This is a genomic window from Collinsella sp. AF05-9 (assembly GCF_003465595.1).
Lineage (GTDB): Bacteria > Actinomycetota > Coriobacteriia > Coriobacteriales > Coriobacteriaceae > Collinsella.
Map to the genome: position 1 here is coordinate 1 of NZ_QSBB01000012.1, position 14894 is coordinate 14894.

Below are 14894 nucleotides of genomic sequence, written 5' to 3' on the forward strand. Positions count from 1 at the left end.
CTTGCAGCGACGGACCTCGGGACGCTCTTACACCACGTCTGCGCGCGCCACCCGCCAAGGTCGGGAAGCGGGCCAAATCGCCGGCCTCGAGGCTTATTCCACCGTTCCGTAGACGGCGCCCCAGCCGTGGGCGGCCAAGGCGGAGTTGAGCTGGTCGCAAAGTGACTGGCGGTCGTAGTAGCCGGGCGGCAAAAGATTCACGATCTCCATGAGGTCGGGCGCCAGGTCCAAGATTTCGGCCTGTACGATCAGATCCAGGCGGTCGATGGCGTGGCGGTCGTAAAACAGTCCGTCGACCAGGCGCTGCAAGTCGCCGAATTCCTCGGCCTGAAACGATCCGTACTCCATAGTGCCTCCTTGGGCGCCCCACGCCGGCATGCGCGGCGATTCGTAATTGATTGCGATGAACTTAATCTATCACGGCTTCATAACGTTGCGACGATGGCGGTCTATACTTAGACGAACTGCAACGTACCGCTTCGCGAAAGGTCGCACCCCATGCAGACGATCTACCAGAAGATGGAAACCACCGAACTCGATGCCGCCATCGAGGCGCTCAAAGCCGAGGTCGCCAAGGTCAAGGCCAAGGGCCTGGCGCTCGACATGGCCCGCGGCAAGCCGTCGCCCTCCCAGGTGGACATCTCTCGACCCATGCTCGATATCCTCAATGCCGATGCCGATCTGCATGACGGCAACGTCGACTGCTCCAACTACGGCTGCTTTGAGGGCGTTCCCTCGGCACGCAAGCTGGCGGGGGAGTTCCTGGGTTGTCCTGCCGAGCAGACGCTCGTACTGGGCTCATCGAGCCTGCTGATCGAGCACGATATCGCCGGTATGTTCTGGCGTTGCGGCTCGTGCGGCAGCGACCCTTGGGAGGCTTACGAGGCAGCGCACGACGGCAAGAAGGTCAAGTTCCTGTGCCCTGTTCCCGGCTACGATCGCCACTTTGGCATCACCGCCGATCTGGGCATCGAGAACGTCCCCGTCGCGATGACCGACAACGGCCCCGACATGGACGAGATCGAGCGCCTGGTTGCCGCCGACGATTCCATCAAGGGTATCTGGTGCGTGCCCAAGTATTCCAACCCCACGGGCATCACCTTTAGCGAGGACACTGTGCGCCGCTTGGTCGAGATGCCCACGGCCGCGCCCGATTTCCGCATCTTCTGGGACAACGCTTACTGCGTGCACGACCTGTACGACGAGACCGACGAGCTCGCAAATATCTTTGACCTCGCTCGCGCGGCGGGCACCGAGGATCGCGTGGTGGCCTTTGCCTCGACGTCCAAGATCACCTTCCCGGGCGCCGGCATCGGCTTTATCGGTGCGAGCCCCGCGGTCATCGCCGAGTTCTCCAAGCGCCTGAAGGCCGGTCTTATTAGCGCCGATAAGCTCAACCAGCTGCGTCACGTGCGTTTCCTTCCCACCATCGAGGCGGTCAAGGAGCACATGAAAAAGCATGCCGAGTTCCTGCGCCCGCGCTTTGAGGCCGTCGAGCGCAAGCTCACCGAGGGCCTGGGCGACACGGGCTGCGCCACCTGGACGCACCCCCGCGGCGGCTACTTTGTAAGCTTCGATGGTCCCGAGGGCTCGGCCCAAAAGGTCGCCGCGCTTTGCGCCGACCTGGGCGTCAAGCTCACGCCGGCCGGTGCCACTTGGCCCTATGGCAAGGACCCGCGCGACACCAACATCCGCATCGCGCCGAGCTATCCCACGGTCGAGGACCTGGAGGCCGCGCTCGATGTGCTGGTGCTGGCCGTTAAGCTTGTCGCTGCCGAGCTTGCGCGTGCCGAGCGCGCCTAACGCGTAGGGCCCCGCAAGTCCGCGCCTAGTACTATCCGCACTTTCGATACGTAAAGGAGCGTATACATGGATTTGGGTATTTCCACAAACCCCACGCCAGAGCTCTACACCATTAAGGTGACCGGTGAGATCGATATCTCTAACGCCGATAGCCTGCGCAATGCCATCGACCTGGCGCTCGAGCAGCCCACTGAGGCCGTTGAGCTCGATTTTGCCCAGGTGAGCTACATCGATTCGACGGGCATTGGCGTGCTTGTGGGCGCCGCACACCACGCAGCTGATCATGGTAAGCGTTTTAGCTGCGTCAACGTGCAGCCCCCGGTGATGCGCGTGGTTCAGCTGTTGGGCGTCGACCAGGAGATTTCGATCACCGCTGCATAATCTTTGCCCCCAAAAGGGCGTGCCGTTTGGCATATGTTTGTGATGCGCTCGGACGTTTTGGCGTCCGGGCGCTATACTTGACCGAATGAATAGACGAGTTCCGGCCGAATGGCGCGGTGCGGGCTCGAATCACATCGAGCCTTGGAGGTATGTGTGTTTGGTATTGGAGAAGGTGAGCTGGCAATCATCGTGGTCTTCGGCTTTTTGCTGTTTGGCCCGGATAAGCTCCCGCAGATGGGCCGTACGATCGGCCGTGCCATCCGTCAGTTCCGCGAGACGCAGGAAAAGATGACGGCGGTTGTCCAGTCCGAGATCATCGATCCGGTGAGCGAGGCCGCTTCGGCTCCGGTCAAGCCCAAGAAGGCTGCCGTCGATGACGATTCCGATGCGGACGAGGATGCCGCCGAGACGGTAGCGCCCGCCAAGAAGGAGACCTTTGCCGAGCGTCGTGCCCGCCTTGCTGCCGAGAAGGCCGCGAGCGAGGCTGCCGCCGAGGGCGAGGGTGCTGCTGAGGAGTCCGAGGCCGCTGCCGCCGAGGCCGAGCCTGCCGCTGCCGCCGAGCCTGCCGTCGAGCCCGAGCCTGCTGCAGAGCCCGAGCCCGAGCCGGCAGAGCCCACGACGGCTGGCCTCTACGCCCGTCGTCCCCGCAAGCGCAAGGCCGTCGTCGACCAGCTCGCTCGCGAGCTCGAGGCCGAGGACGCTGCCGAGACTGCTGCCGCCGACGCCCCGAAGGGAGGCGATGAGTAATGCCTATCGGACCTGCTCGTATGCCGCTCTTCGATCACCTGGGAGAGCTCCGTCGCCGCCTGACCATCGTGATCGTGTCGGTGTTTGCCGCCGCCATCGTGCTGTACTTTGCCACGCCCGTGGTGCTCGATATCCTGGAAGACCCCATCCGCTCGTTTGTGCCGGACGGTAAGTTCTACATCACCACCACACTCGGCGGCTTTGGCCTGCGCTTCTCGCTGGCCATCAAGATGGCCGTGGTCATGTGCACGCCCATGATCATCTGGCAGATCCTGGCATTTTTCCTGCCGGCGCTGCGCCCCAACGAGCGCAAGTGGGTCGTGCCCACGGTGCTCGCCTCGACGGTGCTGTTCTTCCTGGGTGCCATCTTCTGCTATTTCATCATCATCCCGGCGGGCTTTGAGTGGCTCATCGGCGAGACCTCGGCCGTCGCTACGGCGCTGCCCGACCTGGAGAACTACGTCAACATGGAGCTGCTCTTTATGATCGGCTTTGGTGTGGCGTTTGAGCTGCCGCTCATCATCTTCTATCTGTCCGTCTTTCACATCGTGTCCTATGCGGCCTTCCGCAGCGCCTGGCGCTACGTGTACGTAGGCCTGCTTGTGGGCTCGGCTGTGATTACGCCCGACGGCTCGCCCGTTACGCTGGGTCTCATGTATGGCGCCCTGCTCTCGCTCTACGAGATTTCGCTCGCCATTGCTCGCGTGGTCATTACCGCGCGCGAGGGCAAGGAGGGCCTGTTCGTGAGCCGTCTGGACCTGTTCTCGGACGACGAGGACGACGAGGAGTAAATCGGTATGCACGAGGTTGGCATTGTCAACGGCATACTCGATACAGTGATTCGCGCGGCGCGTGGGGCGGGGGCCTCGCGCGCCGTTTTGGTAACGCTGCGTATCGGGGATATGACCGAGGTCGTGCGCGAGGCGCTTGACTTTGCGTGGGAGACGTTTCGCGACGAGGACTCGCTCACGCGCGGCTGCGAGCTTGCCGTGGAGGAAGTCCATCCACAAAGCGAGTGTCTGGACTGCGGTGAGGTCTTTGAGCACGACCGTTTCCATTGCCGTTGTCCCCAATGTGGCGGTGCCAACGTGCGTCTGCTGCATGGCCGCGAACTCGACATCGCAAGTATCGAGATCGAGACCCCCGACGATTAGCACGCTCGCCATCTAGCGATGGGGTATAAAAGGGCCAAAGTAAGGAGCGCTAAGTATGGCCGAGAAAACGATTGATATCGCGTCGCCGATTCTGTCGCGCAACGAGCGCCTGGCAGATCAGCTGCGTCAGCGGTTTGAGCAGACGAACACCTACGTGATCAATGTGCTGTCGAGCCCTGGCTCGGGTAAGACCACCACGATTCTGGGCACCAACGAGCGCCTGCGTGACAAAGCCAGCCTGCGCTGTGCCGTTATCGAGGGCGATATCGCCTCGGACGTCGACGCCATCACCATGAAGGAAGCCGGCATGCCCGCCATCCAGATCAACACGGGCGGCCTGTGCCACCTCGAGGGCAACATGATCATGGAGGCCGTCGACGCCTTCGACCAGGCCGTCGGTCTGGAGAACATCGACGTCATCTTTATCGAAAATGTGGGTAACCTGGTCTGCCCGGTCGACTTTGACCTGGGCGAGAACCTGTCCATCATGATCCTCTCGGTGCCCGAGGGCGACGACAAGCCCATCAAGTACCCGGGCATCTTCCAGCACGCCGGCGCGCAGCTGCTCAATAAGGTCGACGTGGCTCCGGCTTTCGATTTTGACATGGATAGGTATACTAAGACACTCGATGACCTCAATCCGCAGGCGCCGCGGTTTGCCGTGAGCGCGCGCAAGGGCGAGGGCATGGATGCCTGGTGCGATTGGCTCATCGGGCAGATTGAGCAAGCAAGGGCGTAAGTCGGCCGCCAAGAGGGCGGGCGCAGCCGCAGACACACGAGATAGGAGCCTCTTTTGAAGCTCATCATCGCTGAGAAAAACGACGCCGCGCGTCAGATCGCCGAGCGTCTGTCCACGGGCAAGCCCAAAAAGGACAAGGTGTACAACACCGCCATCTACCGTTTTGAGTGGAAGGGCGAGGAGTGCGTGACGATCGGCCTTGCCGGTCACATCCTGGCACCCGATTTTTGCGACAGTGTGCTGTTCGATAAAAAGTTGGGCTGGTATTCGGTCACGGAGGACGGCGAAATGCTGCCGGCCGATATGCCCGATGGCCTGGCCCGCCCGCCGTACGACACCAAGCGCAAGCCGTTCCTTGCCGATGGCATTTCCATCAAGGGCTGGAAGCTCGAGAGCCTGCCCTATCTCACCTGGGCGCCCGTCATTAAGCTTCCGGCCGAGAAAGAGCTCATCCGCTCGCTTAAGAACCTCGCCAAAAAGTCCGACAGCGTCATCATCGCCACGGACTTCGATCGCGAGGGCGAGCTGATCGGTTCGGACGCCCTCAACAAGGTGCGCGAGGTGGCGCCCGACTTGCCGGTCGCCCGCGCCCAGTATTCTTCGTTTACCAAGGCCGAGATCACGCAGGCCTTCGATAACCTTGTCTCGCTCGACCAGAACCTGGCCGACGCCGGCGAGAGCCGTCAGCACATCGACCTCATTTGGGGTGCAGTGCTCACGCGCTACCTGACGCTCGCCAAGTTTGGCGGCTTTGGCAACGTGCGTTCCGCCGGCCGCGTGCAGACGCCGACGCTTGCCCTGGTGGTCGAGCGCGAGCGCGAGCGCATGGCGTTTGTGCCCGAGGACTATTGGCAGATTCGCGGCATGGGCGCCGCGCAGGGCGCTGCCGAGGATGAGCGCTTTAAGATTGCGCACAAGACGGCACGTTTTACCGACAAGGATGCTGCCGAGACGGCGTACGGCCACGTCGACGGCGCTACGACGGCAACCGTCGCCGCGGTGACCAAGCGCTCCCGCAAGCAGCAGCCGCCCACGCCGTTTGCGACGACCTCGCTGCAGGCTGCCGCCGCGGCCGAGGGCATCTCACCTGCACGTACCATGCGCATCGCCGAGTCCCTCTACATGGCGGGCCTCATCAGCTACCCGCGTGTCGACAATACCGTGTACCCTGCGACGCTCGATCTGGGCGCCGTGGTGAGCGACCTGGCAAAGATTAACCCGGCGCTGGCGCCCGTGTGTAAAAAGGTGCTCGCCGGTCCCATGAAGCCCACGCGCGGCAAGGTCGAGACCACCGACCACCCGCCTATCTATCCCACGGGCGAGGGCGATCCGTCCACGCTCGATGGCGGCCAGCGCAAGCTCTACGATCTCATCGCCCGCCGCTTCCTGGCGACGCTTATGGGTCCTGCGACCATCGAGAACACCAAGCTCGAGCTCGACGTCAACGGCGAGCCGTTCGTGGCCTCGGGCGACGTGCTCGTGACCCCGGGCTTCCGCGAGGCGTACCCGTACGGCCTTAAGCGCGACGAGCAGATGCCGCCGCTGGAACAGGGTGATACGGTCGACGTGTTCGACATTAAGCTCGAGGCCAAGCAGACCGAGCCGCCCGCGCGCTACAGCCAGGGCAAGCTCGTGCAGGAGATGGAGAAGCGCGGCCTGGGCACCAAGTCCACGCGCGCGAGCATCATCGAGCGCCTGTACGCCGTGCGCTACCTCAAAAACGATCCCGTGGAGCCGAGCCAGCTGGGCATCGCCATCATTGACGCGCTGACGCAGTTTGCCCCGCGCATCACGAGCCCCGATATGACCAGCGAGCTCGACGGCGACATGACCCGTGTGGAGCGCGGCGAGGACACCGAAGAGCATGTCGTGACGCACTCGCGTGCGCTGCTGGCCGGCGTGCTCGACGAGCTGCTCAAGCATACGCAGGAGCTCGGCGACGCCATCAGCGACGCCGTCACGGCCGATGCGCGCGTGGGCGCCTGCCCCAAGTGCGGCAAGGACCTGGTTATGAAGACGAGCGCCAAGACCCGCGGCAGCTTCATTGGCTGCATGGGCTGGCCCGACTGCGACGTGACCTATCCGGTGCCGAGCGGCGTCAAGGTGAGCCCGCTCGAGGGCGAGGCCGCCGTGTGCCCCGAGTGCGGCGCGCCGCGCATCAAGTGCCAGCCGTTCCGCCAGAAGGCCTTCGAGATCTGCGTGAACCCCACGTGCCCCACCAACTACGAGCCTGACCTTAAGGTGGGCGAGTGCAAGGTGTGCGCCGAGGCCGGACGCCATGGCGACCTGATCGCGCACAAGAGCGAGAAGAGCGGCAAGCGCTTTATCCGCTGCACCAACTACGATGACTGCGGCGTGAGCTATCCGCTACCGGCGCGTGGCAAGCTCGAGGCGACGGGCGAGACCTGTCCCGAGTGCGGCGCCCCCATCGTGGTGGTCAACACGGCGCGCGGTCCGTGGCGTATCTGCGTCAACATGGACTGCCCGACCAAGGAGAAGAAGCCCGCCCGCGGCCGCAAGACCACAACCAAGGCGAGCACGGCAAAGAAGACGACGGCGGCCAAGAAGACGACGGCTAAGAAAGCCACTGCCGCCAAGAAGACGACCGCGAAGAAGTCGACTGCCAAGAAAGCAGCCTCCGACAAGTAACGGCGCAGTCGAAACAGTGCCCAAAAACGAGCGAGGGTCCCATGATCCTCGCTCGTTTTTTTTGACCGGCAGTTAGGGACGTTCCTTTTCTGCCGGCAGTTTAGGAACGTCTCTAACTGCCGGCTCGGGAACGACAAAGCGCTAGTTCACCTCGACGGGTTTGGCGCCGGGATAGCGCTCCTCAAAGTCTAGGCGGTACTTATTGTCATTGGTACCCGCCACGTTGTCGCGCGACAGCGGCGCCACGATCTCATTCTTGTGGTCCGCAGGCTTGGCGTATTTCAGGCTGATCTCCCAGGCATCACAGATTGCGTCAATGCGGTGATCCAGGTCGTCGTACAGGGCGATGATGTCCTTCCAGGAGCTGTAGTTCTTGGAGCTCGTCGGGACGTCCAGGTCCTCGACGATGTCGTAATACTGCTCGATGGTGTCCTCCGTGCGCTCGGCGACGTCGGCGAGATTTTGACGGGTGGTTCGATCCTCTTCCAGATAGTTGCCGTTGAAGTTCTGCGCGCAGCCACGGACCTGGCTGTCGAGATCTTCGAGCAGGTCGTAGTATTCGCTCAGGCGACGGTAGAGGTTCTGCTCGGAGAGCGTTGCTTCGCCGCCATCCTCGTCGTCATCGTCATCATCGTCGTACAGGCTGTTGGGATCGCCGAGAGGCTTTAGGTCATCGTCGTCGACGTCATGGTGCAGCTTAGCTACCGCGGCAGTCGTCTGCGTGGCGGCGTTGTCGAAAGGCTTGATCACAAAGAAAACGACCAGGGCGATGATGATCGCCACCAGCACAACAATAACGGCGATAAGCGGCCCGGTGCCGCTCTTTTTGGGAGCGGGGGTCTGTGGCGAAGCGGGCGCGTATGCGGGAGCCGGCTGCTGTTGGGGCGAGCCGCTCGCGACGGGTATGCGCTGCGTGGTCTCGACGGCCTCGGTCCCTGCGGCGGGGTCGGGGCTATAGGCGAGGGGGTCGTCCGCCTTGGCTTGCGGCGTATCAAGGGAGCCGGTCTGCTCAAAAGCGGGCTGGCTATCGCTCGCGGCTGTTTGCTCAACGGGTGCACCGCACGAGGTGCAGAACTTGGCATCATCTGCAAGAAGCTTGCCGCACGAGGCGCAATACCGAGACATTGCCACTCCTTTCGCCACATTTCAATGCAATACGACGATTATACCCAGTACCCCAAAAAGCCGGCAGTTGAGGACGTTCCTTTTCGGCCGGCAGTTTAGGAACGTCCCTAACTGCCGCCTGAGTAGCCATTGGCTAGGTGGGATTTGGGACGTGCCGAGCACTGGGGTATCATGGCTTGGTTGATATATCTGCATTTACGCGCCTTGTAGGAAGGGGCTGCGCCCATGGCTTTTGAGCCCGCTCAACATAGCTTTATCACGCTCGAGGGCGTCGATGGCGCTGGCAAGTCCACGCAGGCGCGCCTGCTGGCCCGCGCGCTTGACCTTGCCGGTTACCAGGTCGTGGCCCTGCGCGAGCCGGGTGGCACCGCCATCAGCGAGAAGATTCGTGCCCTGCTGCTCGATTCCGCCAACACGGCAATGGGCGATACTTGCGAGCTGTTGCTCTACGAGGCCGCGCGCGCCCAGCTAGTGCACGAGGTTATCGCGCCTGCCCTCGCGGCCGGCAAGGTGGTCCTGTGCGATCGCTTCTACGATTCCACGACCTGCTACCAGGCGTTTGCCGACGGCCTCGATCGCCAGATGGTACGCGACGCCAACAACCTGGCCGTCGCGGGAACACACCCGGTGCTCACGCTCGTTTACCACATCACGCCCGAGCAGGCGGCGCTGCGCATGGCTGCCCGTGGCGCGGCTGACCGCATGGAGGCAAAGGGCATAGCCTTCCAGGAGCGCGTCTATCAGGGTTTTTGTGCCATTGCCGCCGAGGAGCCAGACCGCGTAAAGCTCATCGACGCCACTGCGCCGATCGAGGATGTCTTCGCGCAGACGGTCGAGCAGGTTCGCGCGTACGGCCTCGATATCCCGCAGGATGCCGTCGTCGCCGCGCTTGCCCAGGAGGCCGAGTAGCATGGCCCCTGCGCAGACAAGCTTGCTCGCCAAACTCGATACCCAAGAACGCGTGCGCGACTTTTTGACCAACGCCGTCGCCAGCGGTCGCGCATCGCACGCCTATCTGTTCTTGGGAGCGCCCGGCGCCGGCAAGCTCGATGCCGCATGGGCGCTCGCCCAGGCATTCCTGTGCGAGCAGGACGGCTGCGGATCGTGCGACAGCTGCGTGCGCGTCGCGCGCCATACGCATCCCGACGTGCACTATTACACGCCCGAGAGCGCCACGGGCTACCTTATTGCCCAGACCCGCGAGCTGCTCGATGACGTGCCGCTGGCACCCATTCGCGCCAAGGCCAAGGTCTACATCATCGACCGTGCCGAGCAACTGCGCGCCAACACCGCCAACGCACTGCTCAAGACACTCGAGGAGCCGCCCGAGGGCGTTATGTTCATCTTGCTGGGCACCTCGGCAGACGTGATGCTGCCCACTATCGTGAGCCGCTGCCAGTGCGTGCCGTTTCGGCTGGTGTCGCCCGCCGTGGCCGCGCGTGCCGTGAGTCGCGCCACCGGTCAGGACCCTGCGCGTTGCCGCATGGCGGTTGCCGTAGCGGGGAGCCCAACGCGCGGCATCGAGTTCCTCAAGAGCGCCGAGCACCAGGATGCTCGCCGCCAGATGGTCCGTGCCATCGATTCGCTCATCGCCGCCGACGAGGCCGACGTGCTCAGTCGCGCCAAGTCGCTCATCGTCGCCGTCAAGGCGCCGCTCGCCGAGGTCAAGTCCACGCAGGAAAAGGTACTCGAGCAAAATGCCGACTACCTGTCGCGTGGAGCATTGAAGCAGCTTGAGGACCGCAACAAGCGCGAACTCAACGCGCGCGAGCGTTCGGGTATCATGGAAGCGCTGGCGAGCGCGCGGACGCTCATGCGCGACGTGCTGCTGACACTTCAGGACGAGGCGGCCGACGTGGTGAACGAAGACGTGCGTGACACGATCGGTCGGCTTGCCGCTGCGACGAATGTTGCGGGTGCCACCCAGGCGCTCGAGGCGGTCGCGACCGCCGAGCGCAACATCGCCAGAAACGTTACTCCCCAGCTGGCCATCGAGGTCATGCTGTTCGATATCAGGAAGGCACTGAAATGCCGTTAGTCGTACCCGTTAAGTTTACCTACGCCTCGCGCGACCTGTGGTTTGACCCGCAGGACCTGGATATCCTCGAGGCCGATTATGCCATTTGCTCCACCGAGCGCGGAACCGAGATCGGCTTGGTCACGGCCGATCCCTTCGAGGTGCCGCAAGACGAGATCGGTCAGCCGCTCAAGCCCGTGCTGCGCGTGGCGAGCGACATCGACCTGCAGCTTGCCGACGATTTGGCCATCCAGGGCGACGAGGCGATGGTCGATTTCCGCCGTCTGGTCAAAGAGCTCGACCTCGAGATGAAGCCGGTGGGCGTCGAGTACCTGTTTGGCGGCGAGAAGGCCGTGTTCTACTTTGCGGCCGAGGAGCGCGTCGATTTTCGCCAGCTCGTCAAGGACCTGTCCTCGACGCTGCACATTCGCGTCGACATGCGCCAGATCGGCGTGCGCGACGAGACCCGCCTGGTGGGCGGCTATGCCCAGTGCGGACAGGAGCTCTGCTGCACGCGCTTTGGCGGACAGTTTGAGCCCGTCTCGATCCGCATGGCAAAAGAGCAGGACCTGCCGCTCAATTCCTCCAAGATCAGCGGCGTGTGTGGCCGCCTGATGTGCTGCCTGCGCTACGAGTTCGAGGCCTACAAGGACTTTAAGAGCCGCGCGCCCAAAAAGAAGACGCTCATCGATACGCCGCTCGGCAAGGCGCGTATTCAGGAATATGACACGCCGCGCGAGCAGCTGGTGCTGCGCCTGGAGAACGGCAAGGTCTTTAAGGTCAACCTGGCCGATATGACCTGCTCGGAGGGCTGCAAGAAGAAGGCTGCCGAGCAGGGCTGCAATTGCCGCCCCGACTGCGTGACGCGCGATGTGCTCGAGCGCATCGAGTCGCCCGAGATGCGCCTGGCGCTCATGGAACTCGATCGCGAGAACGGCGTCGACGTGGGCGATGGCCTGTCGAGTGCCGACCGTCTGGCCGGTACGTCGATGCCCAAGCGCCGTCGTCGCGATGCTGAATCCGATGCCCGTGTCGGTCAGGGGCAGGGCGAGGGTCGTGGCCGCGGAAAGGGCCGTGGCAATGCCGCAACGCCTGAGGCCGAGGAGGCCGCTGGCGGCCGTCGCCGCCGCAAGCGTGCGGGCTCTGCCGATGCCGGCGAGGCCGCAGCTGCAGGCAAGAACTCCTCCCGCGAGCGCGAGGTTCAACAGCCCCAGCAGCAGAATCGCGGCGGTGGCATGAATCCCACGCGCCGTCGTCGCCGTCATCTGTCGAGCGAGGAGCGCGAGGACGCCTTCCGTGCCGCAGCTGCTCGCGAGGCTGGTGCCGCTTCCAAGGGTCCCTCGGCCTCCGATGCGCCTGTCGACAAGGGCGGCAAGTCACGTGGCGAGGAGGAGCGCGCGCCGCGCCCGCGCCGTCGCCATTCCTCGGGCGCACAGCAGAAGCCTTCAGTGCCCTCCGTGGCCGATCAGGTCTCGGATGGCGAGGTCAAGGTCACGCGCCGTCGTCCCGGAGATGGCGGGGGAGCTGCTGCCAAGGCTTCGCGTGGCGCCGCTCGCGACGAGCGCGAGCCGCGCGAGGATCGCGGTGGCGAGGGCTCGGCCGACCAGGGTCAAAAGCGCCGTCGCCGTCGCCGTTCCCGCAAGCCGCGCCAGGATGGTGGCGAGGGCCCGACCCCGTCTTCGTCTGCACCACAACCGCCCGCCGGCGAATAACGCCCGCGAGCGGATTTAGCTCGCCTTGCCCCGAGCGCATCGGGGTATCATAGCGCTGAATCAACAACCCTCCCTGCGACCGAACGTAGGGAGGGTTGTGTCTTGAAGAGCCATCTGAACATATTGAGCCGTCTGCAGGGTGCCGGCGCCCTACCGTTTGCAGACGAATTGCTACCGTTTGCCGAGCGGGTGGCACGCGAGGCGCTCGAGGCATTGTCGCCAACACGATGTGCCGGCTGCGAGCGCGCCGGTGCGCTTATTTGCCAAGACTGCCTGGCTGCGCTCACGCTCATCGACCCACGTCATAGCTGCACCCGATGCGGCGCCCCGTTTGGGGATTTGCTGTGCACTGAATGTTCGGTCGAGGGCACGTCCTCGGCAATGTCGGAGGCGCTCGACCGCTGCCTGGCGTGCGCCGTCTACGCGCATCCGCTGCCGCGCATCATTAAAGCGTACAAGGATGCGGGCGAGCGACGTCTGGCTCCGTATCTGGCGGAGCTGCTTTACGACACCGCCCTGCATGCCCAGGTCGTAGCGCCCGAACGCTTAGGAGGTGTGCTGTCCGGTGCGGATGCGGTGGTGTTTGTGCCTGCGACGGCGGCAGCGTTTCGGCGGCGTGGTTTTGATCATATGGAGGCTATTGCGCGCCCATTTTGCGAGCTGTCGGGTGTTCCCCTGCTCGATGCTCTCGTCAAGTACGGGCATGGCGACCAGCGCGAACTCGGTCGTGAGGAGCGCCGCGAGCGTGCCCAAGGCATGTACGAGACGGTTGAGGACGTGCACGGCCGCCGCCTGCTGCTGATCGATGACGTTATCACCACGGGCGCGACGATGGCCACGGCTTCGGCGGAACTCAAGCGCGCCGGCGCTGCGGCAGTCGATGGCATTGCTATCGCACGTGTTTGGTAGGGGTGGTTTTGTGGCAGTGAAGATTGAGCGGCGCAACGAGCCGACAGGCGAACAGCTAGCGGCTTCCGTAATCCTAACAGGCGTTTCAGCGCTGCGCATGATGCGCGCCGAGCGCCGGCAGATGGGCTATATCAGCTGGAAGGACCTTAATCCCGATGAAGAGCGCCGTGTGCTGCGCACGTCGTCGCCCTCGACCGAGGATATCTATCTTCCTGACTTGGTGCGAATTGGAGCCAAAAGTGGCGAGGTGCAAGAAGATCTGTGCTTGCTGGTGGGATCTGCGGCGCAGCGCCGCCGCATGCCTGGCGTAGGCTGGTCCGTGTGTTCCGGGTTGCCCGCCGGCTCGATTCTAGAGGTGGAACCGGGGGTGTACAGCCTATCTCCCGAGGCCCTTTGTGTTGCCGTTGCGCGCGAGGTCGGCTGCATCCAGGCGTTTGCCCTGGCCCAGGAGCTGTGCTCTAAGATTTCACTGAGCGACCGCGGGAAGTATCTGCCTCCCTACACCTCGCCTGTTACGAATAAACTTGCAAAGGACAAGGACCAGCCAGCAGACGTGGGCTACTTTGAAGTCGAACCGGTGCTGACGCCCGATCGCCTGGCAGATTACCTTGCGACATGCAAGGGAAGCACGGCCAAACAATTGCAGCGTCTGTGTCCCTACTTGTCAGAAAACCTGCTCTCGCCCATGGAGTGCATCATGCTCGCCCTGTTTTCGCTTCCGTTTCCCTATGGCGGATTTGCCTGCGGTCCCTTTAAGACCGACTACAAGATCGAGTTCGATGACCGCGCGCAGGCAATCTCGGGGATGCCCCATGCAGTTTGCGATGCATATCAGGAGGCAGCCCGGTTTGACCTGGAATACAACGGTGAGCTGGGCCATTCCTCCCGGAGGGGACGTATCCATGACGAAAAACGCAACACGGGCTTGATTACTATGGGAATCGAGGTCGCGACGGTCAACAACGAAATGCTCTGTGACATGGAAGCGATGGAAGCGCTCGCATGGCGCATGCACCAGCGTATGCGAAAGCGGTACCGGAATCGTGTCGATGCCCGCAGGAAGAAGCAAGAGGCGTTGCTTAACACGCTGCGGGCGTGTTTTGGGCTTAAGCCGGTCTAATACGCGTCGAAAATAGAAGGTTAATCATATGCCCTGGCCATAATATGGCAAATATGAGTACTGTCACTAAATCAGTAACAGCAAAATCAAGGAATTTAGGACTCGGAGGCGGCGTAAAGTAAGAAGATAATAAACAAATGTAGAATAACTAAGCATCAGGTTGGCGACACTGAGCGCAAAATCTGTCCGAGAGGCCAAAATTGCCTGTTACTAAATTGGTGACAGTACTCATATTTGCCATTTTTTGGCCACGGCACCCTAGGAAGGGTGCCCCGGAGCTCCCCATAGGGGAGCTCCGGGCTTCACAGAGGCACGAATAGCCCACTCCGACCTGCGAAATCTGTACTCGCGATGCGAATGACGCCCCTAACCTTAAACTTTAGCTTGAACTTAGCTATAATGCGCTACGTTCCTACCAGGCTGTGGTTGCGGACGGACGAAATGCCCGTCCTAGTCCAAGACAGACGCGGTCAAAGGGATCCACGTAAGCGACCGCGTGCGCGCGGCGCGATCATGGCGCGTCCTAGATGTAAGCCGC

At 62.8% G+C, this 14894-nt stretch carries 14 protein-coding genes; 12 read left to right on the plus strand and 2 right to left on the minus strand.

Annotated features, from left to right (window positions below; translation table 11 throughout):
• Positions 1-93: 93 nt before the first annotated feature.
• Positions 94-348 (minus strand): hypothetical protein, encoded by a 255-nt coding sequence (locus DWV43_RS05090; RefSeq protein ID WP_022093864.1) that lies wholly within the window; start codon positions 346-348, stop codon positions 94-96.
• Positions 349-498: 150 nt separating this feature from the next.
• Between DWV43_RS05090 and DWV43_RS05095 the strand changes: the two genes are divergently transcribed.
• The 7 genes from DWV43_RS05095 (at position 499) to DWV43_RS05125 (ending at position 7473) form a co-directional block, all read left to right on the plus strand.
• Positions 499-1803, plus strand: a complete 1305-nt coding sequence (locus tag DWV43_RS05095; RefSeq protein WP_117817252.1) for an aminotransferase class I/II-fold pyridoxal phosphate-dependent enzyme — start codon at positions 499-501, stop codon at positions 1801-1803.
• 66 nt (positions 1804-1869) lie between these two features.
• Positions 1870-2184 carry an STAS domain-containing protein gene (locus tag DWV43_RS05100; protein ID WP_089572422.1) on the plus strand — a complete coding sequence of 105 codons (315 nt, stop codon included), beginning with the start codon at positions 1870-1872 and terminating at the stop codon, positions 2182-2184.
• Positions 2185-2337: 153 nt separating this feature from the next.
• Positions 2338-2931, plus strand: coding sequence for a twin-arginine translocase TatA/TatE family subunit (locus tag DWV43_RS05105; protein WP_158569828.1), 594 nt, complete (start codon positions 2338-2340; stop codon positions 2929-2931).
• The gene (gene tatC, locus DWV43_RS05110; RefSeq protein ID WP_199569364.1) at positions 2931-3722 is read left to right on the plus strand and encodes a twin-arginine translocase subunit TatC; all 792 of its coding nucleotides are present in this window, start codon (positions 2931-2933) and stop codon (positions 3720-3722) included. The genes DWV43_RS05105 and tatC overlap by 1 nt, the downstream gene beginning before the upstream one ends.
• 6 nt (positions 3723-3728) lie before the next feature.
• Positions 3729-4085, plus strand: coding sequence for a hydrogenase maturation nickel metallochaperone HypA (hypA, locus tag DWV43_RS05115; RefSeq protein ID WP_117817250.1), 357 nt, complete (start codon positions 3729-3731; stop codon positions 4083-4085).
• Positions 4086-4140: 55 nt separating this feature from the next.
• Positions 4141-4824 carry a hydrogenase nickel incorporation protein HypB gene (hypB, locus tag DWV43_RS05120; protein ID WP_117736066.1) on the plus strand — a complete coding sequence of 228 codons (684 nt, stop codon included), beginning with the start codon at positions 4141-4143 and terminating at the stop codon, positions 4822-4824.
• A gap of 54 nt (positions 4825-4878) precedes the next feature.
• Complete coding sequence (locus tag DWV43_RS05125; protein ID WP_117817249.1) at positions 4879-7473, plus strand: DNA topoisomerase I; 2595 nt, start codon at positions 4879-4881, stop codon at positions 7471-7473.
• A 141-nt stretch (positions 7474-7614) separates the two neighbouring features.
• Here DWV43_RS05125 and DWV43_RS05130 read toward each other — a convergent pair whose 3' ends face one another.
• Positions 7615-8598: a zinc-ribbon domain-containing protein gene (locus DWV43_RS05130; RefSeq protein ID WP_117817248.1), complete on the minus strand. Its 984-nt coding sequence runs from the start codon at positions 8596-8598 to the stop codon at positions 7615-7617.
• A gap of 225 nt (positions 8599-8823) precedes the next feature.
• Between DWV43_RS05130 and tmk the strand changes: the two genes are divergently transcribed.
• The 5 genes from tmk (at position 8824) to DWV43_RS05155 (ending at position 14356) form a co-directional block, all read left to right on the plus strand.
• A complete protein-coding gene (gene tmk / locus DWV43_RS05135; protein ID WP_117817247.1) occupies positions 8824-9507 on the plus strand; it encodes a dTMP kinase in 684 nt (227 codons plus the stop codon).
• A gap of 1 nt (position 9508) precedes the next feature.
• Positions 9509-10636, plus strand: a complete 1128-nt coding sequence (locus tag DWV43_RS05140; protein WP_117817246.1) for an ATP-binding protein — start codon at positions 9509-9511, stop codon at positions 10634-10636.
• Complete coding sequence (locus tag DWV43_RS05145; protein ID WP_117817245.1) at positions 10627-12327, plus strand: regulatory iron-sulfur-containing complex subunit RicT; 1701 nt, start codon at positions 10627-10629, stop codon at positions 12325-12327. Before DWV43_RS05140 ends, DWV43_RS05145 begins: the two co-directional genes overlap by 10 nt.
• Before the next feature lie 102 nt (positions 12328-12429).
• Positions 12430-13236, plus strand: coding sequence for a double zinc ribbon domain-containing protein (locus tag DWV43_RS05150; RefSeq protein ID WP_233539205.1), 807 nt, complete (start codon positions 12430-12432; stop codon positions 13234-13236).
• A 10-nt stretch (positions 13237-13246) separates the two neighbouring features.
• On the plus strand, positions 13247-14356 hold the full coding sequence (locus DWV43_RS05155) for a hypothetical protein (RefSeq protein WP_117817244.1): 1110 nt from the start codon (positions 13247-13249) through the stop codon (positions 14354-14356).
• Positions 14357-14894: the final 538 nt, after the last annotated feature.